This is a genomic window from Streptomyces sp. NBC_00080, assembly GCF_045041255.1.
GTDB lineage: Bacteria > Actinomycetota > Actinomycetes > Streptomycetales > Streptomycetaceae > Streptomyces > Streptomyces coriariae.
Map to the genome: position 1 here is coordinate 1,819,707 of NZ_CP108235.1, position 21,932 is coordinate 1,841,638.

Annotated in this window: 18 protein-coding genes; 13 read left to right on the top strand and 5 right to left on the bottom strand. The window is 71.1% G+C overall.

Annotated features, from left to right (window positions below; translation table 11 throughout):
- Nucleotides 1-9: 9 nt before the first annotated feature.
- Together OHU34_RS08125 and OHU34_RS08130 are read right to left on the bottom strand one after the other, a co-directional pair.
- Nucleotides 10-885: an amidohydrolase family protein gene (locus OHU34_RS08125; protein ID WP_142268164.1), complete on the bottom strand. Its 876-nt coding sequence runs from the start codon at nt 883-885 to the stop codon at nt 10-12.
- 35 nt (nt 886-920) lie between these two features.
- Entirely contained in the window at nt 921-1,838 is a 918-nt protein-coding gene (locus OHU34_RS08130) for an SDR family NAD(P)-dependent oxidoreductase (protein WP_272493534.1), read from the bottom strand.
- 231 nt (nt 1,839-2,069) lie between these two features.
- Between OHU34_RS08130 and OHU34_RS08135 the strand changes: the two genes are divergently transcribed.
- The 4 genes from OHU34_RS08135 to OHU34_RS08150 all read left to right on the top strand — a co-directional run bounded on the left by OHU34_RS08135 (nt 2,070) and on the right by OHU34_RS08150 (nt 6,428).
- Nucleotides 2,070-2,495 (top strand): MarR family winged helix-turn-helix transcriptional regulator, encoded by a 426-nt coding sequence (locus OHU34_RS08135; RefSeq protein ID WP_142267020.1) that lies wholly within the window; start codon nt 2,070-2,072, stop codon nt 2,493-2,495.
- Between the two features lie 18 nt (nt 2,496-2,513).
- Nucleotides 2,514-3,293, top strand: coding sequence for an IclR family transcriptional regulator (locus OHU34_RS08140; protein WP_230194161.1), 780 nt, complete (start codon nt 2,514-2,516; stop codon nt 3,291-3,293).
- Between the two features lie 316 nt (nt 3,294-3,609).
- On the top strand, nt 3,610-4,866 hold the full coding sequence (locus tag OHU34_RS08145; protein ID WP_405765601.1) for an Ig-like domain-containing protein: 1,257 nt from the start codon (nt 3,610-3,612) through the stop codon (nt 4,864-4,866).
- A gap of 170 nt (nt 4,867-5,036) precedes the next feature.
- A complete protein-coding gene (locus OHU34_RS08150; RefSeq protein ID WP_142267018.1) occupies nt 5,037-6,428 on the top strand; it encodes a glycoside hydrolase family 16 protein in 1,392 nt (463 codons plus the stop codon).
- Nucleotides 6,429-6,521: 93 nt separating this feature from the next.
- On the opposite strand, the gene OHU34_RS08155 is transcribed toward OHU34_RS08150, so the two are convergent.
- Complete coding sequence (locus OHU34_RS08155) at nt 6,522-7,472, bottom strand: LysR substrate-binding domain-containing protein (protein WP_405765605.1); 951 nt, start codon at nt 7,470-7,472, stop codon at nt 6,522-6,524.
- Nucleotides 7,473-7,671: 199 nt separating this feature from the next.
- On the opposite strand from OHU34_RS08155, the gene OHU34_RS08160 reads away from it, so the two are divergent.
- Nucleotides 7,672-8,583, top strand: coding sequence for an SDR family oxidoreductase (locus OHU34_RS08160; protein WP_142267016.1), 912 nt, complete (start codon nt 7,672-7,674; stop codon nt 8,581-8,583).
- Between the two features lie 46 nt (nt 8,584-8,629).
- Here the strand turns inward: OHU34_RS08160 and OHU34_RS08165 are convergent, their stop codons facing one another.
- The gene (locus tag OHU34_RS08165) at nt 8,630-9,532 is read right to left on the bottom strand and encodes an AraC family transcriptional regulator (RefSeq protein ID WP_142267015.1); all 903 of its coding nucleotides are present in this window, start codon (nt 9,530-9,532) and stop codon (nt 8,630-8,632) included.
- Nucleotides 9,533-9,700: 168 nt separating this feature from the next.
- Between OHU34_RS08165 and tkt the strand changes: the two genes are divergently transcribed.
- Genes tkt through OHU34_RS08205 form a run of 8 tightly spaced genes read left to right on the top strand, consistent with a single transcriptional unit; the run spans nt 9,701 to nt 20,034 of the window.
- Nucleotides 9,701-11,776 carry a transketolase gene (gene tkt / locus OHU34_RS08170; protein ID WP_142267014.1) on the top strand — a complete coding sequence of 692 codons (2,076 nt, stop codon included), beginning with the start codon at nt 9,701-9,703 and terminating at the stop codon, nt 11,774-11,776.
- A gap of 19 nt (nt 11,777-11,795) precedes the next feature.
- Entirely contained in the window at nt 11,796-12,941 is a 1,146-nt protein-coding gene (gene tal / locus OHU34_RS08175) for a transaldolase (RefSeq protein ID WP_142267013.1), read from the top strand.
- On the top strand, nt 12,938-14,482 hold the full coding sequence (gene zwf, locus OHU34_RS08180; RefSeq protein ID WP_142267012.1) for a glucose-6-phosphate dehydrogenase: 1,545 nt from the start codon (nt 12,938-12,940) through the stop codon (nt 14,480-14,482). Before tal ends, zwf begins: the two co-directional genes overlap by 4 nt.
- Nucleotides 14,479-15,414: a glucose-6-phosphate dehydrogenase assembly protein OpcA gene (gene opcA, locus OHU34_RS08185; RefSeq protein ID WP_142267011.1), complete on the top strand. Its 936-nt coding sequence runs from the start codon at nt 14,479-14,481 to the stop codon at nt 15,412-15,414. The genes zwf and opcA overlap by 4 nt, the downstream gene beginning before the upstream one ends.
- Nucleotides 15,407-17,047 (top strand): glucose-6-phosphate isomerase, encoded by a 1,641-nt coding sequence (gene pgi / locus OHU34_RS08190; RefSeq protein ID WP_142267010.1) that lies wholly within the window; start codon nt 15,407-15,409, stop codon nt 17,045-17,047. Before opcA ends, pgi begins: the two co-directional genes overlap by 8 nt.
- Before the next feature lie 18 nt (nt 17,048-17,065).
- Nucleotides 17,066-17,947 (top strand): phosphogluconate dehydrogenase (NAD(+)-dependent, decarboxylating), encoded by an 882-nt coding sequence (gene gnd / locus OHU34_RS08195; protein WP_054241690.1) that lies wholly within the window; start codon nt 17,066-17,068, stop codon nt 17,945-17,947.
- An 8-nt stretch (nt 17,948-17,955) separates the two neighbouring features.
- Complete coding sequence (locus OHU34_RS08200) at nt 17,956-18,549, top strand: histidine phosphatase family protein (RefSeq protein WP_142267009.1); 594 nt, start codon at nt 17,956-17,958, stop codon at nt 18,547-18,549.
- A gap of 42 nt (nt 18,550-18,591) precedes the next feature.
- Entirely contained in the window at nt 18,592-20,034 is a 1,443-nt protein-coding gene (locus tag OHU34_RS08205) for a membrane-associated oxidoreductase (protein ID WP_405765608.1), read from the top strand.
- Nucleotide 20,035: 1 nt separating this feature from the next.
- Here the strand turns inward: OHU34_RS08205 and OHU34_RS08210 are convergent, their stop codons facing one another.
- The gene (locus OHU34_RS08210) at nt 20,036-21,862 is read right to left on the bottom strand and encodes a bifunctional sugar phosphate isomerase/epimerase/4-hydroxyphenylpyruvate dioxygenase family protein (RefSeq protein WP_142267007.1); all 1,827 of its coding nucleotides are present in this window, start codon (nt 21,860-21,862) and stop codon (nt 20,036-20,038) included.
- Nucleotides 21,863-21,932 lie beyond the last annotated feature (70 nt).

Below are 21,932 nucleotides of genomic sequence, written 5' to 3' on the forward strand. Positions count from 1 at the left end.
CCACGCCCCTTACGGTGTGGTCAGCCCGAGCAGACGGGCGGCGTTCTCCTTGAGGATCTTCGGCTTCACCTCGTCCTTGATCGTCAGCTTGTCGAAGTCGGCGAGCCAGCGGTCGGGGGTGAGGACGGGGAAGTCGGAGCCGAAGAGGACCTTGTCCTTCAGCAGCGTGTTGGCGTACTGCACGAGCTGCGGCGGGAAGTACTTCGGCGACCAGCCGGACAGGTCGATGTGCACGCCCGGCTTGTGGGTGGCGACGGCGAGGGCCTCGTCCTGCCAGGGAAAGGACGGATGCGCCAGGATGATCTTGAGGTGCGGGAAGTCGGCCGCCACGTCGTCCACGTGCAGTGGGTTGGAGTACTTGAGCCTGATCCCGCCGCCGCCCGGGACTCCGGCGCCGATGCCCGTCTGACCGGTGTGGAACAGGGCGATGGTCCCCGTCTCCTCGATCACCTCGTACAGGTCGTACGCCACCGAACGGTCGTTGGGGAAGAAGCCCTGGATGCTGGGGTGGAATTTGAAGCCCTTGACCCCGTACTCCTCGACCAGGCGCCGGGCCTGCTTCACGCCCGCCCTCCCCCGGAAGGGGTCGATGGAGGCGAAGGGGATGAGGACGTCGGCGTTGGCGGCCGCGGCCTCGGCGACCTCCTCGTTCGGGACCGGCGCCGTGCCGGTCGCGGACTCGGCGTCCACCGTGAAGATCACGGCGGCCATCTTCCGCTCACGGTAGTGGCGGGCCGTCTCCTCCAGGGTGGGCTTCCGCTTGCCCTCGACCTTGAAGTAGGCGGAGGAGGCGTCGTGCAGGTCGTCGTCCAGCGAGGAGTGGCCCTTGGACGACACCTCGGCGTGGGTGTGGACGTCGATCGCGACCAGTTCGTCGACGTTCATGGCGGGCGGGGCGGCGGGGCTCGTGGAGGGGCTCATCACGCCTCCGGGAACGTGGGGGCCGGGATGCCGACCGTCTGGAGCTCGGCACCGACCGAGGTGGGGAAGACGTCGGCCAGGCTCTCCGGCGTCCAGCCGCCGTCGGCGTAGGCCGCGCGGATCTCCTGCGGATGCGACCAGAGTGCCACCTTGTCGCCGCCGATGCCGATGGCCTGGCCGGTGATGCCCCGGGCGGCCTCGGAGGCCAGGAAGGGCACCAGCGCCGCGCAGTCCTCGGGGGTGCCGAAGCCCTCGCCCTTGCGCAGGAAGTCCGGGAACGGCTCGCCGTTCTTCACGGCCTCGATGTACGGGGCGAAGGCGGGGATCGTCTCGGTCATCGCGGTCGCGGCGACCGGGACGATCGCGTTCACGGTGATGCCCGCGCGGCCCAGCTCCATGGACCAGGTGCGGGCGAAGGCGGCGATGCCCGCCTTGGCGGCCGCGTAGTTCGTCTGGCCGAAGTTGCCCCGCTGGCCGGCCGGGGAGCCGACGAGGATCAGCGTGCCGCCCTCGCCCTGCTCGCGCATCCGTACGGCGGCGGCACGGGCGCAGGTGAAGGTGCCCTTGAGGTGGGTGGAGATCACGGCGTCGAAGTCGTCGTCGGTCATCTTCCACAGCACCTTGTCGCGCAGGATGCCCGCGTTGGTGACCAGGACGTCGAGCCGGCCGAACTCCTGCACGGCGCGGTTCACCAGCCGGTCGGCGGCCTCGGTCGTACCGACCGGGACCACCTCGGCGACCGCCCTGCCACCGGCCGCGACGAGGGACTTCACGGCCTGCTCGGCCACGGCCTCGTCGACGTCGTTGACGACCACGGACGCTCCGCGGGCGGCCAGGGCATGGGCGTAGGCGAGGCCGAGGCCCCGGCCGCTGCCGGTGACGACGGCGACCTTGCCGGTGAGATCGATGCTGGGCACGACAGTGTCCCTTCACATGGGGTGCGCACAGTGCGGCGCCGGGCGCTGACTACGAGATCGAAGCTAAGAGCAATAATTGTTGACGTCAATAGTTGTTGTAGTCCTACGGGTGCGTCATGCTGGAATCCGTACCGAGAACCACCCCGGAAGGGGACCGAGCCCAGGGAGCCCGCCATCGCCCGCCAGGACAACGCAAGCAACGCCGCCCCGATCGACGCGGACGAGCCGTGGATGCGGGGGCTGCACGCGGACACGGGTTACCTGCTGTACCGCCTGGGACTGCGCTCGGGCCAGTTGTTCAACGCGTTCCTCCAGGAGTCGGGGGTGCGGCTGCGCCACTACGCGGTGCTGCGCTTCCTCGCCACCTCCGAGGGCGCCCTCCAGCGGGAGCTGAGCGCCCGGCTCGGCTACGACCCCAGCGCGATCGTCGGCCTGGTCGACGATCTGGAGAAGCTGGGCTTCGCCGAGCGCCGCCCGGCACCGGACGACCGCCGCAGCCGGATCGTCGCCCTCACGCGGGACGGCCGCGCGTTCCTGCGCGGCACCGACGAGGCGGGCCTGCGGGTGACGAACGAACTGCTGGACCCGCTCGACCCGGCCGACCGTGAGACGCTGCACACCCTGCTGCGGCGGATCGCCCAGGACGGACTCGCCTGATGCCGTGAGGAGGACCCGATGCACCAGGGCACTCCCGCCGTGACCGCCCGCTCCGCGCCCGGCCGACTGCTGGCCGTGCTCGCCGCGTTCGACCACACGCACCCCGCCCTGTCCCTGACCGACATCAGCCGCCGCGCCGGCCTGACCCTCACCACCGCGCACCGGCTGGTGAGCGCCCTGACCGAGTGGGGCGCCCTGGAGCGGGACCCGTCCGGCGTGTACCACGTGGGGCTGCGGCTCTGGGAGGTCGCGGCGCTGGCCCCGCGCGGCCTGGCGCTGCGGCAGGTCGCGCTGCCCTTCCTGGAGGACCTGTACGAAGCCACGCACGAGAACGTGCAGTTGGCGGTGCGGGACGGGTCCGAGGTCGTCTACACCGAGTGGCTGTCGGGGCGTTCGGCGGTCGGGGTGCACATCCGGGTGGGCGCCCGCTGGCCGCTGCACGTGACCGGCGTGGGGCTCGCGCTGCTGGCGCACAGCGACTTCGCGCTCCAAGAGGATTACTGCGCGGGGCCGTTGGCCTCCTACACCGCCCACACCATCACCGATCCGGCGCGGTTGCGCCGGGTACTGGCCGAAGTCCGGCGGGCAGGGGTCGCGGTGAGCAGCCGTCAGGTCACCGACGACGCCCTGTCGGTGGCCGCCCCGGTGCGCGGACCGGGCGGTGCGGTGGCGGCCGCCGTGTCGGTCGTCGTCCCGCACGCCGACGCGCAGGTACCGGTGCTGGCACCGGCCGTACGTCTCGCGGCACGCGGGATCTCCCGGGCCCTCGGCTGGCAGCCCGACGGCCGGCCCGGCTGAGCCGCCGCACCCCGCGGACGGAACACCGGCCGCGGTCCGCTCCGCGCCCACGAAACCCGGTGAGCCGCACCGGTCCCTCCCCCGCGCGAACGAGCCCTCGCGCCTTCGCTCACCCCCCGGGCGATCAGGACAGTCGGCGCAGGGTCGGGGCCCGGCCCTGCCGGACGACTCCGTGGAGTGTCACCCCGGCGGGCGCCGGCGTCTCTCAGGCCGTCCTCACAGGAATCTCAGGTTGCGACCCGGTGATTCAAAGGATCGCCCCATCTGGGAGGCGCAGGATGCACGCGCAAAGGTGGACAACTCAGGAAGGCGTGCCGTGGGCGTCTCGCACATATCGAACCGGTCCGAACAGCAGCCGGAGGGCTGGTCCCGGCGCGGGATCCTGGGCGTGCTCGGGGCCGTCCCGGCCGTCGCGCTGACCGGATGCAGCTCCGGATCGGCGGACGCCTCGGAGAACACGAGCGGGACCGGGACCTCGGGTTCCGTGTCCACGAAGGCCTCGCCGGCCGTCAAGCAGCCGGTGATCTCGGTCACCCCGGCCGACGGCACCAGGAAGGCGGCCTTCACCAGCCCCGTCGAGGTCACCGTGACCGACGGCACGCTCGCCTCCGTGACGGTGACGGGCAACGACGGCTCGACGCTCGCGGGCTCCCTGGACGAGGCCGGGACCACGTGGACGTCCACGGCCCACCCGTACTCCGGAACGAAGTACACGGTCACCGCGCAGGCGGGGGGCGCCGCCGCGCAGACCGCCACCTTCACCACCAAGTCCCCGGGCGAGACCTTCGTCGGCTACTTCACCCCCGAGGCGAACTCCACCTCCGGCGTGGGCATGCCGGTCTCGATCAACTTCTCGCACGCCGTGACCGACAAGGCCGCCGTGGAGAAGGCGATCACGGTGACCGCCGAGCCGGCCGTGGAGATCGTCGGGCACTGGTTCAGCGCCACCCGGCTGGACTTCCGGCCGAAGACGTACTGGGCGGCCGGGACGACGATCACCCTCGGTCTGCGGTTGAAGGACGTCGAGGGATCGAATGGTGTGTACGGTATGCAGTCGAAGGACGTCACGTTCCACATCGGCCGCGCACAGATCAGCACCGTGGACCTGTCCAGCAAGAAGATGACGGTCGAGCGGGACGGCGCGACCCTGGCCACCTATCCCGTCTCCGGCGGCGACTCCGACCACACGACCTGGTCCGGGATCATGGTGATCAGCGAGCGCTTCAAGCAGACCCGGATGGAGTCCTCCACGGTCGGCCTCGGCGACGAGTACGACATCTCCGACGTCCCGCACGCCCAGCGACTGACCACCTCCGGCACCTTCATCCACGGCAACTACTGGGCCTCGACCTCGATATTCGGCACTCAGAACACCAGCCACGGCTGCGTCGGCCTGCACGACGCCAAGGGCGCGAACGACAGCTCCGTCGCGGGCTACGAGTTCTACGCGAGTTCGATGCTCGGCGATGTGGTGATCGTCAAGAACTCGGGCGAGAGGACCGTCGAGGCGGCCAACGGGCTCAACGGCTGGAACCTCTCCTGGGCGGACTGGACCGCGGGCAGCGCGCTTTAGCACGTTTGCGTGGTTCAACCCGTGAACTTCCTTGCGACGAAAGGACTTTCCTTGCTTTAAGTCTTGACGGCCTCCGGGACGGAGAGCACATTGGGCCCACTTTGAGAGCGCTCTCAAGCACTCTCGAAATCACCCGCGCCCATCACTCCGTACCCGAGAGGCACCCCCCCATGAGTGCAACCTCCGGCATACCCAGACGGCGACGCGCGCTCGTCGCCGTGCTCAGTACCCTCGGTTTGGCGGCCGCCGCGGCGGCGGCCGTCACCCTGCCCGCGAACGCCTCCGCGCCCACGCCCCCGTCCGGCTGGACGCAGGTCTTCCTCGACGACTTCACCGGCGCCGCGGGCACCGGGGTGAACACCTCCAACTGGCAGTACAGCACCGGGACCTCGTATCCGGGCGGGCCTGCCAACTGGGGCACCGGCGAGGTCGAGACGATGACCAACAGCACCGGCAACGTGTCGCTGGACGGCAACGGCAACCTGCGCATCACCCCGCTGCGCGACTCCGCCGGCCGCTGGACCTCGGGACGCATCGAGACCAACCGCACCGACTTCCAGCCCCCGTCCGGCGGCAAGCTGCGGGTGGAGGCCCGCATCCAGATGCCGAACGTGACCGGCACCGCCGCCGAGGGCTACTGGCCCGCATTCTGGGCGCTCGGCTCGCCCTACCGCGGCAACTACCAGAACTGGCCGGGCGTCGGCGAGCTGGACATCATGGAGAACGTCCAGGGCCTGAACAAGGTCTGGTCCACGATGCACTGCGGCACCAACCCGGGCGGCCCGTGCAACGAGACCACCGGCATCGGCAACTCCGTCGCGTGTCCGAACACCACCTGCCAGTCCGGCTTCCACACCTACAGCATGGAGTGGGACCGCTCGGTGAGCCCCGAGGCGATCCGGTTCTACGTCGACGGCGTCAACTACCACACCGTCACGGCGAACCAGGTCGACGCGACGACGTGGACCAACGCCACGAACCACGGCTACTTCGTGATCCTGAACGTCGCGATGGGCGGCGGCTTCCCGGACGCCTTCGGCGGCGGTCTGGACGGCGACACCGTGCCGGGCCACCCGATGGTCGTGGACTACGTGCAGGTACTCCAGGCCGCGGGCGGTGGGAGCGGTACCACGCCCCCGCCGTCCGGCAGCCGTGACGCCTACGGCACGATCCAGGCCGAGTCGTACGACAGCCACTCCGGCACGGTCACCGAGACGACCACGGACACGGGCGGCGGCCAGGACATCGGCTCCCTCGCGAACGGCGACTACGCGCTCTACAAGGGCGTCACCTTCGGTTCCTCGGCGGCGACCCAGTTCAGCGCCCGGGTCGCGAGCGGTGCGGCCGGCGGGGTCAGCGGGCTGGTCGAGGTGCGCCTCGACAGCCGTACCGCCACGCCCGTCGGCAGCTTCGCGGTGGCCAACACCGGCGGCTGGCAGTCGTGGCGGACGGTCCCGGCGAACATCAGCTCCGTCACCGGCACCCACGACGTCTATCTGACCTTCACCAGCGGCCAGCCGGCGGACTTCGTGAACGTCAACTGGCTGACCTTCGGCCACTGACCGACGGCCGCGCGGCGCCGGGCGGCCGACCTGTGCCTGCGGGTCGGCTCCCGGCGCCGCGCGTGCGCCGAGCGCGGGGTGCTTGCGAGACGTTCAGCGGCCGGCCTGCTCGCGTGGCACGAAGCCGCCCGTGAGGTGGGTCCGGGCGGCCTTGCGGAAGGCGGTCACCAGGCGGCCGCGGTCGTCGGCGCGGGTCGCCAGGACGACATGGCTCGGCTCGACGCCGAGGAGGGGCACACTCGTGAGGTCGGGACGCAGGGCGAATCCGGGGGCGGCCGCCGTGACCAGCACCGACTGTCCGGCCGCGACGAGTTCGAACTTGTCCTCGACCTCGTCCACATACGGCCCGTCCGGCACCGGGAGTCCGTCGGGGCGCGGTTCGAGACGCCAGAACCGGCTCCAGGCGTGGTCGGAGTCCCGCACCCGGGGCATGGGTTCGCCGGCCAGGTCGTCGACGGTGACGGACTCCTTGCCGGCCAGCCGATGGTCGAGGGGGACGACCAGCACGCGGGGTTCGTCGTAGAGGACGGTGACGTGCAGCCCGTCCGTCGGGAACGGCAGCCGGGCGACCAGGGCGTCCACCCGGCGCTCCAGCAGGGCCTGGCGCGACTCGTTCCAGTTCAGGTGCAGGGTGCGGACGTCGGCGTCCGGGTGCCTGCGGCGCAGTTCGCGTACGGCCGGCGTGACGATGATCGCCGTGAGGTAACCGACGACGATCCGGCTGGGCTCGGCGGCGGCGCGGGCCCGGGCGGCGGCCTCGGCGGCCGATCCCAGCAGCGCCCTGGCGCGCGGCAGGAACACCTCCCCCGCCTCCGTCAGCCGCGTGCCCCGTGACGTGCGGTCCAGCAGGCGTACGCCCAACTGCTGCTCCAGGCGCTGCACTTGGCGGCTCAGGGACGGCTGGGTGAGGTGCAGGGCCTGGGCGGCGCGACCGAAGTGCCCCTGCTCGGCGACGACGGTGAAGTAGCGCACCAGTCGCAGGTCGAGGTCGGTCACCGGGGCGGGGACGGGGTGGGGGTTCGGGTCGGGGGCGCGGTCGGGCATGCGGCAAGGATATCCGCCCGTGCATCGGTCGGCAGCGTAGCCGCACCCTCTGACCTGTGGTGATGCCTGAAACGTATGACGCGATGCGAAACAGGCCTTGGACCCGGACGGCTCCCCCTGCGGACGATGGAGCCGTCGCCCGGCCCCGGCCCGGCGGCCTTGCTGAAACCCCTTGCCGGCATCCATCGAGGAGTGCACTGTGCGCGTTTTCATCACCGGCGCGACCGGTTTCATCGGTTCCGCCGTCGTCCGGGAACTGGTCGGCGCCGGGCACCGGGTCGTGGGTGTCGCCCGCTCGGACGCGGGCGCCGCGTTCCTCACCTCCGCCGGGGCCGAGGTGTACCGCGGTGACCTCACCGATCCCGACGGCCTGCGGAGCGGAGCGGCCACCGCCGACGGAGTGATCCACCTGGCCTTCCAGCACGACTTCGCGAACTTCGAGGCCTCCGCCCGCACGGAACGGCGGGCCATCGAGGCGCTGGGCGAGGAGCTCGCGGACTCCGGCCGGCCCTTCGTCGTGACCTCCGGCACCGCGGGCCTGCCGCCGGGCCGGGTGGGCACCGAGGACGACGGGTTCGTCGACGACTCACCCGCGGCGGCGCGGATGCCCAACGAGGCGGCGGCCCTGGCGTTCGCCGAGCGCGGAGTGCGGGTCGGCGCGGTCCGTCTCGCGCCCTCGGTGCACGGCGTCGGCGACCACGGTTTCGTGCCGCGGCTGATCGACCTCGCCCGCGAACGAGGCGTCTCGGCGTACGTCGGCGACGGCGCCAACCGCTGGCCCGCCGTGCACCGGCTCGACGCGGCCCGGCTCTACCGGCTGGCCCTGGAGTCCGCCCCGGCGGGCAGTCGCCTGCACGGCGTCGACGACGAGGGCGTGCCGTTCCGCGACATCGCCGCCGCCATCGGCCGCCACCTGGACCTGCCCGTCGTCGCGGTCCCGGCCGCCGAGGCGGGTGCCCACTTCGGCTGGCTCGGCGGGCTCGTCGGCCGGGACATCCCCGCGTCCAGCGCCCTGACCCGCAAACTGCTGGACTGGCAGCCCGAACAGTCCGGTCTCCTCGCGGACCTGGACGAGGGCCACTACTTCGGGAAGGGCACCGCCCGGGTCTGACACCCTCGGCCGAACCACACCCCGGCCGAAACACACCCCGGTCGCCTCAGCGCAGTTCCGCGCGAAAGGCCACCGGGGTGTTTCCCGTGTGCAGTTGGAAGAACTTGGAGAAGTTCGCCGGGTCGGGGAAGCCCACCGCCGCGCCGACCCGGCCGATCGGCAGGTCCGTGTGGGCCAGGAGTCGCTTCGCCTCCAGGACGACCCGCTTGTCGATGAAGCCCTTGGGTGTCTCGCCGGTGGCGGCGCGGACCGCGCGCACGAGGGTACGGCGGGAGTAACCGAGCGCGTCGGCGTAGGCGCTGACGCTGTGGTTGGTGGCGAAGTCCCGCTCCACGGCGTCCCGGAAGAGCGTGAACGTGGTGTCGGCCAGGCTGCGCGCCGCCTCCGCGCTGCTCGCCGCGAGGTGCGCCAGCCGCAGCAGGAACGCGGTGAGGGAGTGCCGCAGCACCGCCGTGTGCAGACTCAGGGGCAGCGTTCCGTCGGCTCCGCCGTCGTCGTACTCCCCGCGCAGATACGTCAGCGCCGCGCGCAGGCCCGCGAGCTGCCGCTCGTCCGGGTGCAGCAGCGGCGGCAGATCGTAGCGGTACAGGCCGGTGGCCTCGACGGTGGCACGCGGCAGGAAACCGGGCTGCATGGTCAGGACCGTTCCGCGGTACCCGCTCGACTTCGAGAAGCGGTGGACCTGGCCCGGGCGGATCCACAGCACGTCGCCGGCCGCCGCCTCATGCTCGGCGAAGTCGATCATGTGGCGGACCGGACCGTCGTCGAAGAGCATCACCACGTGGAAGTCGATGCGGTGCACACGGTCCAGCGGGGCGTCGGTGTGCCAGGTGCGACCGGTGCCCATGGGGCCCACCTGCATGCCGACGCCGCCGACGCTGAGTTCGACGGGAAAGGGGAAGGTTCTGATGCCCTCACCGGCGCCGTCTTGGGTACTTGTGTCCACCATGTCCTTCTCGTGCCGCCCAGTTGCCGACCCGTGGCGCTCATGTGTCGCCGACGGGTGTCCCACTTTCACCACAGGCTGACACAGGGAGACCTTCCTTCGTAAAAGTCAGACTTTTAGGTTTGAACACAACAGAGCAGACGACCCGCTCCTATCGAGGATTTCTTGAAGATGAGCACGCAGACACCGAACAACTTCGAGTGGACCGAACTTGACCGGCGTGCCGTCGACACCGCACGCCTTCTGGCGGCGGATGCCGTGCAGCAGGTGGGCAACGGACACCCCGGAACGGCCATGAGCCTGGCGCCGGTCGCGTACACGATCTTTCAGAAGGTGATGCGACACGACCCGGCGGACCCCGAGTGGACGGGCCGTGACCGCTTCGTCCTGTCCCCCGGCCACACCTCGCTGACCCTCTACACCCAGCTCTTCCTCTCCGGCTACGAGCTGGAGCTGGCGGACCTCAAGAGCTTCCGTACGCACGGCTCGAAGACGCCCGGCCATCCCGAGTACGGGCACACCGCCGGTGTCGAGACCACCACCGGACCGCTCGGCCAGGGCGTCGCCAACGCCGTCGGCATGGCGATGGCCGCCCGCTACGAGCGCGGCCTGTTCGACCCCGACGCCCCGCAGGGCGAGTCGCCGTTCGACCACACCGTCTGGGGCATCGTCTCCGACGGCGACCTGGAGGAGGGCGTCTCCGCCGAGGCCTCCTCGCTCGCCGGCCACCAGAAGCTCGGCAACCTCGTCTTCGTCTACGACGACAACCACATCTCCATCGAGGGCGACACCGCCACCGCCTTCTCCGAGGACGTGCTGAAGCGGTACGAGGCCTACGGCTGGCACACCCAGCGCGTGGAGCCGACCGAGGACGGCGACGTCGACGTCCCCGCCCTGTACGCGGCCCTGAAGAGCGCGCAGGCCGAGACCGGGCGCCCCTCGATCATCTCGCTTCGCACGATCATCGCCTGGCCCGCGCCGAACGCCCGGAACACCGAGGCCTCCCACGGCTCGGCCCTCGGCGCGGAGGAGATCGCCGCCACCAAGCGTCTCCTCGGTTTCGACCCGGAGCAGAGCTTCGAGGTCTCCGACGAGGTCCTCGCGCACACCCGGGCCGCCCTCGACCGGGGCGCCGAGGCCCACGCGGCCTGGGACAAGCAGCTGGAGAAGTGGCGCGGCGCCGACCCCGGGCGCGCCCAGCTGTTCGACCGGGTGCTCGCCGGTCAGCTGCCCGAGGGCTGGGAGGACGCGCTGCCGGTGTTCGAGCCCGGCCAGCCGGTCGCCACCCGTGCCGCCTCCGGCAAGGTGCTCCAGTCGCTCGGGGCGGTCCTGCCCGAGCTGTGGGGCGGCTCCGCCGACCTGGCCGGTTCCAACAACACCACCATCGACAAGACCTCCTCCTTCCTCCCCGTGGGCAACCCGTTGCCCGAGGCGAGCCCGTACGGCCGCACGGTCCACTTCGGTATCCGTGAGTTCTCGATGGCCGCGGAGATGAACGGCATCGCGCTGCACGGCAACACCCGCATCTACGGCGGCACCTTCCTGGTGTTCTCCGACTACATGCGCAACGCCGTCCGGATGTCGGCGCTCATGCAGCTGCCGGTGACCTACGTGTGGACGCACGACTCCGTCGGTCTCGGCGAGGACGGCCCCACCCACCAGCCGGTCGAGCACCTGGCCGCGCTGCGCGCCATCCCGGGCCTGAACGTCGTCCGCCCGGCCGACGCCAACGAGACGGCGATCGCCTGGGCCGAGATCCTGAAGCGGCACGCCACCCGGCCGGCCCCGCACGGTCTGGTCCTCACCCGTCAGGGCGTGCCGACGTACGCGCCGGACCCGGACGCGGCGAGGGGCGGTTACGTCCTGGTGGATTCCTCGACCGCGACCCCCGAGGTCGTCCTGATCGCCACCGGCTCCGAGGTGCAGCTGGCCGTCGCCGCGCGCGCGGCGCTGGAGGCCGAGGGCATCGGCGTCCGGGTGGTGTCGATGCCGTCCGTGGAGTGGTTCGAGGAGCAGCCGCGTGAGTACCGCGACCGCGTCCTGCCGCCGTCGGTCAAGGCCCGCGTCGCGGTCGAGGCGGGCATCGGCCTCACCTGGTACCGGTTCGTGGGGGACGCCGGACGCATCGTCTCCCTCGAACACTTCGGCGCCTCCGCCGACGCCCAGACCCTGTTCGCCGCATACGGCTTCACCGCCGAGAACGTCGCCGCCGCGGCCAGGGAATCCCTTGCCGCAGCGCGTGGTTGATCCGACCGCCGGAAAGAAGATGATCGAAGTGACCGAAGCAACCGCGACCGCGGGAGCACTGGACCGCCTGTCGAACGAGGGCGTCTCCATCTGGCTGGACGACCTGTCGCGCAGGCGGATCGCCTCCGGCAACCTCGCCGAACTCGTCGAGACGAAGAACGTCGTCGGCGTCACCACCAACCCGTCCATCTTCCAGGCCGCGATCGGCTCGGGCGAAGGGTACGAGGAGCAGCTCGCCGACCTGGCGGTGCGGGACGTCACGGTGGACGAGGCCGTACGGATGATGACGACCGCCGACGTGCGGTCCGCAGCCGATATCCTGCATTCTGTATACACGGCGACGGGTGGCCGTGACGGCCGGGTCTCCATCGAGGTCGACCCCCGTCTGGCCCATCAGACCGCCGCCACCATCGCCGAGGCCAAGCAGCTCGCCTGGCTCGTCGACCGCCCCAACGTCATGATCAAGATCCCGGCGACCCGGGCCGGTCTCCCGGCGATCACCGAGGTCATCGGCCTCGGCATCAGCGTCAACGTCACGCTGATCTTCTCGCTGGAGCGCTACCGCGAGGTCATCGACGCCTATCTGGCGGGCCTGGAGAAGGCCGCCGCCAAGGGCCTGGACCTGTCCACGATCCACTCGGTGGCCTCCTTCTTCGTCTCCCGTGTCGACGCCGAGATCGACAAGCGGCTGACCGTGCTCGGCACCGACGCGGCCCTCGCGCTGAAGGGAAGGGCGGCCCTCGCCAACGCGCGGCTGGCCTACGCGGCGTACGAGGAGGTCTTCGCGGGCGACCGCTGGACCCCGCTCGGCGGCGCCGGGGCGAACAAGCAGCGTCCGCTGTGGGCATCCACCGGTGTGAAGGATCCTGCATACAAGGACACGCTGTACGTGGACGATCTGGTCGCACCGGGCACGGTCAACACCATGCCCGAGGCCACGCTGAACGCCACCGCCGACCACGGCGACATCACCGGTGACACGGTCACCGGCGGCTACGCCCAGGCGCGTGCCGACCTCGCCGCCGTCGAGGCACTCGGCATCTCCTACGACGAGGTCGTCACCCGGTTGGAGGACGAGGGTGTCGCCAAGTTCGCGGTGGCGTGGCAGGACCTTCTGGACGCGGTCACGAAGTCGCTGATGAGCAAGGGAGTTGACGCGGAATGAGCACCAGCAGTCTCGACGCGGCCTGGGAGAACCCCCTGCGGGACGCCCGCGACCGGCGCCTGCCGCGTATCGCGGGCCCCTCCGGCCTCGTCATCTTCGGCGTGACCGGCGACCTGTCGCGCAAGAAGCTGATGCCGGCGGTCTACGACCTCGCCAACCGCGGTCTGCTCCCGCCGGGCTTCTCGCTCGTCGGCTTCGCCCGCCGCGACTGGGAGGACCAGGACTTCGCGCAGGTCGTCCATGACGCGGTGCGCGAGCACTCCCGGACGCCGTTCCGCGAGGAGGTCTGGCAGCAGCTCGCCGAGGGCATGCGGTTCGTCCCCGGCGACTTCGACGACGACACGGCGTTCAAGCAGCTGCGGGACGCCGTCGAGGAGCTGGACTCCTCCCGCGGCACGGGCGGCAACTTCGCCTTCTACCTCTCCGTACCGCCGAAGTTCTTCCCCAAGGTGGTCGAGCAGCTCAAGAAGCACGGGCTGGCGAAGGGGCCGGAGGGGTCCTGGCGGCGGGCCGTCATCGAGAAGCCCTTCGGGCACGACCTCGCCAGCGCGCAGGAACTGAACGCGGTCGTGCACGACGTGTTCGAGCCGGACCAGGTCTTCCGCATCGACCACTACCTCGGCAAGGAGACCGTCCAGAACATCCTGGCGCTGCGCTTCGCCAACACCATGTTCGAACCGATCTGGAACCGGTCGTACGTCGACCATGTGCAGATCACGATGGCCGAGGACATCGGCATCGGCGGCCGGGCCGGCTACTACGACGGCATCGGCGCCGCCCGTGACGTCATCCAGAACCACCTGCTCCAACTGATGGCCCTGACGGCCATGGAGGAGCCCGCCGCCTTCGACGCGAACGCGCTGCTCACCGAGAAGCTCAAGGTGCTCAGGGCGGTGAAGCTGCCCGAGGAGCTGGGCAGGCACACCGTGCGGGGGCAGTACGCGGGCGCCTGGCAGGGCGGCGCGAAGGTGCTCGGCTACCTGGAGGAGGACGGCATCGACCCGTCCTCCACGACGGACACGTACGCCGCCGTGAAGCTGAACGTCGACAACCGCCGCTGGGCGGGCGTGCCGTTCTACCTGCGGACCGGCAAGCGCCTGGGCCGACGGGTCACCGAGATCGCGGTCGTCTTCCAGCGCGCTCCCCACTCCCCCTTCGACTCCACCGCCACCGAGGAGCTCGGCCAGAACGCCATCGTGATCCGCGTCCAGCCGGACGAGGGCATCACGGTCCGCTTCGGCTCCAAGGTGCCGGGCACCTCGATGGAGATCCGGGACGTCACGATGGACTTCGCCTACGGCGAGTCCTTCACCGAGTCCAGCCCGGAGGCGTACGAGCGGCTCATCCTGGACGTGCTGCTCGGCGATGCCAACCTGTTCCCGCGCCACCAGGAAGTGGAAGAGTCCTGGAAGATCCTCGACCCGATCGAGGAGTACTGGGCACGGCACGGCAAGCCCGCGCAGTACGCCTCGGGAAGCTGGGGACCCGAGGAAGCCGACGAGATGCTCGCACGAGACGGACGGAGCTGGCGCAGGCCATGAAGATCGACCTGACCGACACCACGGCAAGCAAGATCAACAAGGCGTTGGTGCGGGGTCGCCGCGCCATCGGCACACCGGCCGTGGGCATGGTCCTGACGATGGTCATCGTCACGGACGAGGAGAACGCCTACGACTCGATCAAGGCGGCCGAGGAGGCCTCGCACGAGCATCCCTCGCGCACCCTGGTCGTCATCAAGCGGCACGCCCGCAGCCCGCGCGACCGCACCAACGCCCGTCTCGACGCCGAGGTACGGGTGGGCGCCGACGCGGGCACCGGCGAGACGGTCATCCTGCGGACGTACGGCGAGGTGTCCGACCACGCCGACTCCGTCGTCCTGCCGCTGCTGCTGCCGGACGCGCCGGTGGTCGTGTGGTGGCCGGTGGACGCGCCGATGAACCCCGCCAGGGACCCGCTGGGCGCGCTCGCACAGCGCAGGATCACCGACATGTACGCCGTCGAGCGGCCGCTGACGGCCCTGGAGGCGCGCGTGAAGTCGTACGCGCCCGGCGACACCGACCTCGCCTGGACCCGGCTCACCCCGTGGCGCTCGATGCTCGCGGCGGCCCTGGACCAGGCCCAGGTGCCGATCATCTCGGCGGCCGTCGAGAGCGAGGCCGACAACCCCAGCGCCGAGCTGCTCGCGCGCTGGCTGGAGGCCCGGCTGAACGTCGTGGCCGACCGGGTCGTCACCGCGGGCCCGGTCGTCACGGCCGTCCGGCTCGGCACCGAGAAGGGCGAGATCGTCATCGACCGCCCCGAGGGCCCGCTCGCCACGCTCACGCTGCCCGGCCAGCCCTCGCGCACCCTGGCGCTGAAGGTCCGCGCCACCTCAGAACTCATCGCCGAGGAGCTCAGGCGCCTCGACGCGGACGAGATGTACGCCGTCGCCCTGCGCGGCGAGGGCACCAAGGAGACCCCCTCCCATGTCTGACACCCCCCGGCTCGACCAGCGGCCCGAGTGGACCGCGCTGAAGGACCACCGTGCCCGGTGGCAGACGGACCTGCGGGAGCTGTTCGCGGCGGACCCGGAGCGCGCGGAGCGGTACGTGGTGCGCGTCGGCGACCTGCGCATCGACTTCTCCAAGAACCTGGTCACCGACGAGACGCTCGCTCTGCTGCGTGAACTGGCCGCCGCCACCGACGTGTTCGGGCTGCGCGACGCCATGTTCCGCGGCGACAGGATCAACATCACCGAGGACCGCGCGGTCCTGCACACCGCGCTGCGGGCCCCCACGGGCACCGTCGTCGAGGTCGACGGCGAGGACGTCGTCCCCCAGGTCCACGCCGTGCTCGGCAGGATGAGCGGCTTCGCCGAGCGCGTGCGCTCCGGCGAGTGGACCGGTCACACGGGCCGCCGGATCCGCAATGTCGTCAACATCGGCATCGGCGGCTCCGACCTGGGTCCCGCGATGGCGTACGAGGCACTGCGGGCCTACACGGACCGCTCGCTGACCTTCCGGTTCGTCTCCAACGTCGACGGCGCCGATCTCCATGAGGCGGTCCACGACCTGGATCCCGCCGAGACCCTGTTCATCGTCGCCTCCAAGACCTTCACCACCATCGAGACGATCACCAACGCCACCTCGGCCCGCACCTGGCTGCTGAAGGGGCTGGGCGGTGAGGAGAAGGCGGTCGCGAAGCACTTCGTCGCGCTGTCCACGAACGCCGAGAAGGTCGCCGACTTCGGCATCGACACGGCCAACATGTTCGAGTTCTGGGACTGGGTCGGCGGTCGCTACTCCTTCGACTCGGCGATCGGCCTGTCGCTGGTGATCGCCATCGGCCCGAACCGCTTCCGGGAGCTGCTCGACGGGTTCAGGATCGTCGACGACCACTTCCGCACCGCGCCCGCCGAGTCCAACGCCCCTTTGATCCTCGGCCTGTTGGGCATCTGGTACGGCAACTTCTTCGACGCGCAGTCGCACGCCGTGCTGCCCTACAGCCATTACCTGTCGAAGTTCACCGCCTACCTCCAGCAGCTCGACATGGAGTCCAACGGCAAGTCGGTGGACCGCGAGGGCCGGCCCGTGCAGTGGCAGACCGGGCCGGTGGTGTGGGGCACTCCGGGCACCAACGGGCAGCACGCCTACTACCAGTTGATCCACCAGGGCACGAAGCTGATCCCGGCCGACCTGATCGGCTTCGCCCGTCCCCTCGACGAGCTGAGCGACGAACTCAAGGCGCAGCACGACCTGTTGATGGCCAACCTGTTCGCGCAGGGGCAGGCCCTCGCCTTCGGCAAGACCGCCGAGGAGGTCCGGGCGGAGGGCGTGCCGGAGGAGCAGGTGGCGCACCGCACCTTCCAGGGCAACCACCCCACCACCACGATCCTCAGCCCCGAGCTGACCCCGTCGGTGCTCGGCCAGCTGATCGCCCTCTACGAGCACAAGGTGTTCGTGCAGGGCGCCGTGTGGGACATCGACTCCTTCGACCAGTGGGGCGTGGAGCTCGGCAAGGTGCTCGCCAAGCGTGTCGAACCCGCCCTCACCGAGGGCGCCGAGGTCCCCGGCCTCGACCCCTCCACCGCCGCTCTCGTCGCCGCCTACCGCGAACTCAGGAAGTAGTGAACTGACATGACATCGATGCAGCTGGGCCTGATCGGTCTCGGCAAGATGGGCGGCAACATGCGCGAGCGCATCCGCCGCGCCGGCCACACCGTCATCGGCTACGACCGCAACCCCGAGGTCTCCGACGTCAGCGGTCTCGCCGAACTCGTCGACAAGCTCGAAGCGCCGCGCACCGTCTGGGTGATGGTCCCGGCCGGCGAGGCCACCCAGTCCGTCATCGACGAGCTCGGCGGCCTGCTCCAGTCCGGCGACACGGTCGTCGACGGCGGCAACTCCCGCTGGACGGACGACGAGAAGCACGCCAAGGAGCTCGGCGCCAAGGGCATCGGCTTCGTCGACGCCGGTGTGTCCGGCGGCGTCTGGGGCCTGCAGAACGGCTACGCCCTGATGGTCGGCGGCGACGTCGCGCACGTCGCCAAGGTGCAGCCGATCTTCGACGCGCTCAAGCCGGAGGGCCCGTACGGCTATGTCCACGCGGGCAAGGTGGGCGCCGGGCACTTCTCGAAGATGGTCCACAACGGCATCGAGTACGCCATGATGCAGGCGTACGCCGAGGGCTGGGAGCTCCTCGAGAAGGTGGACTCCGTGGAGAACGTGCGCGAGGTCTTCCGGTCCTGGCAGGAGGGCACGGTCATCCGGTCCTGGCTGCTCGACCTGGCCGTCAACGCCCTCGACGAGGACGTGCACCTCGACAGGCTGCGCGGCTACGCGGAGGACTCCGGCGAGGGCCGGTGGACGGTCGAGGCCGCCATCGACAACGCCGTACCGCTGCCCGCCATCACGGCGTCCCTCTTCGCGCGGTTCGCCTCCCGCCAGGAGGACTCGCCGCAGATGAAGATGATCGCGGCGCTGCGCAACCAGTTCGGCGGCCACGCCGTCGAGTCGGCGGAGAAGTAGGCCCGGCCGTGGGGGATCTGCTGCTGGTCCGCCACGGGGAGACCGAGTGGAGCGTGTCGGGACAGCACACCGGCTTCACCGACCTGCCCCTCACCGAACACGGTGAGGAACAGGCCAAGTCGCTCGCTCCGCTCCTCTCCGGCCGGGCCTTCTGCCTCGCCCTGACCAGCCCGCTGCACCGCGCGGTCCGCACCGCCGAACTCGCGGGCGTCGCCGGGGCCGTACCCGAACCCGCCCTGCACGAGTGGGACTACGGCGCCTACGAGGGCATCACCACCGTCGAGATACACCGCACCCGTCCCGCCTGGGACCTGTGGACGGACGGCGTGCCGCCCGGCCCTGACGGTCATCCCGGCGAGTCGCCCGAGGAGGTCGGCCGGCGCGCCGACCGGGTGCTGTCGCGGGTGGACGCGGCCCTCCAGAACTGCGGCGGTGACGCCGTGCTGGTCGCCCACGGACACTTCCTGCGCGTCCTGACCGCACGTCGGCTGGGACTCCCGCCCGCCGAGGGGCGGTTGTTCCAGCTGGCGACGGGCACGGTCAGTCGTCTGTCGACGGAGCACGGACGGCCCGTGATCGCCGAATGGAACATCCGGCCATAGCCGGTTGACACCGCTCGGCGAGGCCCGCCAGAGTCGCGGCTGATGGAGATCAACGATCTGACACCGGCCGAACAGCGACTCTGGCGGGCCTTCGCCACGGGTGCGACCGTCGATTTCCGGGCGCGGGGCGAGGAGAACGGTCCCGAACGCAGCGTACGGGCGGCCGTGTTGCGGGCGCTGCTCCTCAACGGCCCCCGCGAACCGGGGGAGATAGCCGCCCTCAAGGTCGCCGGGGCACGCGTCACCGGTCTCCTCGACCTGCGCCACGCGGTCGTCGACAGCATGATCCGCATGATCCACTGCCGCTTCGACGAGGCCCCGCGGCTGGTGGGCGCCCAGCTCAACTACGTCAGTCTGCGCGACTCCGAGCTGCCCGGCCTGGACGCGTCGCACACCCGGATCGACGGGGGCCTGCGGCTGACCCGCTGCCGGGTCGGCGGCCGAGTACACCTCAGCAGGGCGCAGATCTCGGGTGCCTTGTACCTCGACGGGGCGGAGGTCACCGCGGCGGACCCCTCGGAGCCCGTCCTCCAGCTCAACCAGGTCTTCATCGACGACGACCTCTGCGCCCGCGGGCTGCGTACCCAGGGCCTGATCCGGCTCGACGGCGCCTCCGTCACCGGTTCGATCGACCTGGAGGACGCCGAACTGAACAACCCCGGCGCGCACGTGCTGAACGCGGAGTCCCTCGACGTGGGGGCCAACCTGCTGGGCCGGCGGCTGCGCGCACACGGCCGGATCGATCTGCGCGGCTCCCGCATCCCCGGCCGGGTGGACCTGCTGCGCTCCTCGCTGTCCAATCCGGGCGGCACCGCGCTGCGGGCCAGCAGCTGCGTCATAGGGGAGCTCTGGCTGCGCGAGGGCCCGCCGATCGAGGGCCGGCTCAATCTGCGGCGCGCCGAGGTGGGCCAGCTCCAGCTGGAGCCGGAGATGCTGCCCGACCAGGTCCGGCTGCTGGATCTCACCTACACCTTCCTCACCCCGCACGAGCCCGCCGAGCGGCGGCTGCCGATGCTGGAGCGCGACGACGGCGCGTTCGACCCGCACGCCTACGAGCAGTTGACGGGCGCCTACCGCCGCATCGGCGACGACCGTGCGGCCCGGGTGGTGCAACTGGCCAAGCAGCGCCGGCATCGCGGCACCCTGCCCTGGTACGGCCGGGTGTGGGGCCACCTCCAGGACGCGGCCGTCGGCTACGGCTTCCGTCCGCTGCGCGCGGCCGTCTGGCTGCTGTCCCTGCTGGCGGTCGGCTCGATCACGTACGCCGGGCACCACCCGCCCCCGCTCAAGGCGGGTGAGGCGCCCGAATTCAACCCGGTCTTCTACACCCTCGACCTGCTGCTGCCCGTGATCTCCTTCGGGCAGGAGAGCGCGTTCGCGCCGAGGGACTGGTACCAGACGCTGTCGTACGTCCTCATCGTGACCGGTTGGATCCTGGCCACCACCGTCGTCGCCGGTGTGACCAGGACGGTCAGCCGGCAGTAGGTCAGCGCGCGGCGTGCTGGGCGGCCAGCCGCACCGGCGCGTTGGCGGCGCCGTATCCCTGGTAGCCGCCGTCGCGCTGGACGAGTTCGAAGAAGACCCGGCCGACGGTGTGCGTGTAGCAGTGCCGAAAGACGCCGTGCGCGTCCCGGTCGTAGAGGATGCCGAGGTCGCGGTAGGTGTCCAGCTCGCCGTCGGCGAACTCGAAGCGGGCCGCGAGGTCGTCGTAGTAGTTCGCCGGGATGGGCAGCAGGCGTCCGCCGGCCTCGGTGAACCGGCGGGCCGCGGCGACCACGTCGTCGGTGGCCAGCGCGATGTGCCGGGCGTGCGCGGTGTCGTCCCCGGGGGCCGCGCCGACGGTGAGCGGGAGGCGGACGCTGCCGTCGGTGTTGGTGACGGCGCGGCTGCGCAGCAGCCCGTAGGGGTCGGCGACGTCGACGCTCTCCTGGGCGTCGAGGCCGAGGACACCGCGGTGGAAGAGCACCGCCTCGTCGAAGTGGTGCCAGGGCTGGGTGAGTGCCACGTGGTCGATGCGGACGGCGTCCGAGGCGGCCGGGGCGTGCGGTACGGCCGCGAAGTCGGCGCGCCAGTTGGGCAGTCCGGGCCGGTTCGTCGCGCACAGGAAGAGTTCCGTGCCGTCGGGGGCGGCGACGGCGTCGAGCGGGGCGTCCTCGGCGGCGCGACGACGGGGCAGGACGGGGGCGAGCAGTGCCTCGGCGCGGCGGGCGGCCGCCGCGGGGTCCGGTGACTCCAGGCCGAGCGCGGTGAGGGTGGTGCCGTCGACGGGGGTCCCCCCGCGCGAGCGAAGCCGAACGCGGGGGAGGACGGCCGGACCGGTGTTGACCAGGACGCGGGCCTCGCCCTGCTCCCACAGCTCGACGGGTTTGCCGCGGTGGCGGGCGGTGCGGGCGAAGCCGAGGGCGGTGAGGAGGGCGGCGAGGGGTTCGGCGTCGTGGGTGACCAGTTCGGCGAAGGCGACCCCGGTGGGGGCGGCGGGCGCGGGCAGGGCCCGGACGTCGGCCTCCTCCTGGAGGATCAGCAGGGAGCGGCGGGCGTCCACGGCGGTCGGGCCGGCCTCGGCCTGCCGGAAGACGTCGTTGAAGACCTCGAGCGAGAGCGGTCCGTCGTAACCGGTACGCAGGACGTGTCTCACCAGCCCCGCGACGTCGAAGCCGCCCTGACCGGGGAAGCAGCGGTGGTGGCGGCTCCACTGCAGGACGTCCATGCCGAGCAGCGGGGCGTCGGCCAGCTGGAGGAAGAAGATCTTCTCGCCGGGGATGTCCTCGATGCCTTCGAGGTGCTTCGGATCGGAGCTGCGGGACAGGATGTGGAAGCTGTCCAGGCAGGTGCCGAGCGCGGGGTGGGCGGCCGCCTCGACGATGCGCCAGGCGTGGTCGTAGGTGCTGACGTGCCGTCCCCAGGCGAGCGCCTCGTAGGCGACGCGGATGCCGAAGTCCTGCGCCAGGTCGGCCAGTTCGCTCAGCTGACCGGCGGCGAGCGCGTCGTCGTCGGCCGCGAGCGGGGAGACGCTGGAGCAGACCAGGACGGTGTCCGCGCCGAGCCTGTCCATCAGCTGGAACTTGTGCCGGGCGCGGCGCAGGTTGCGGGCGAACTCCTCGGCCGGCACCGCCTCGATGTCCCGCATCGGCTGGTAGAGATCGATGCCCAGGCCGAGGTCGGCGCAGCGGGCGCGGATCTCCTCCGGGGTGAGGGGACTCGCGAGCAGGTCGTTCTCGAAGATCTCGACGCCGTCGAAACCGGCCCGGGCGGCGGCCGTGAGCTTCTCGGTGAGGGATCCGCTGAGGGAGACGGTGGCTATCGACGTACGCACGGTCATGCTCCTTCGAGGGCTGTGCCGCGACCCGTCGGGGGCGCGGGGCGGGACATGGGCAGGACATCCG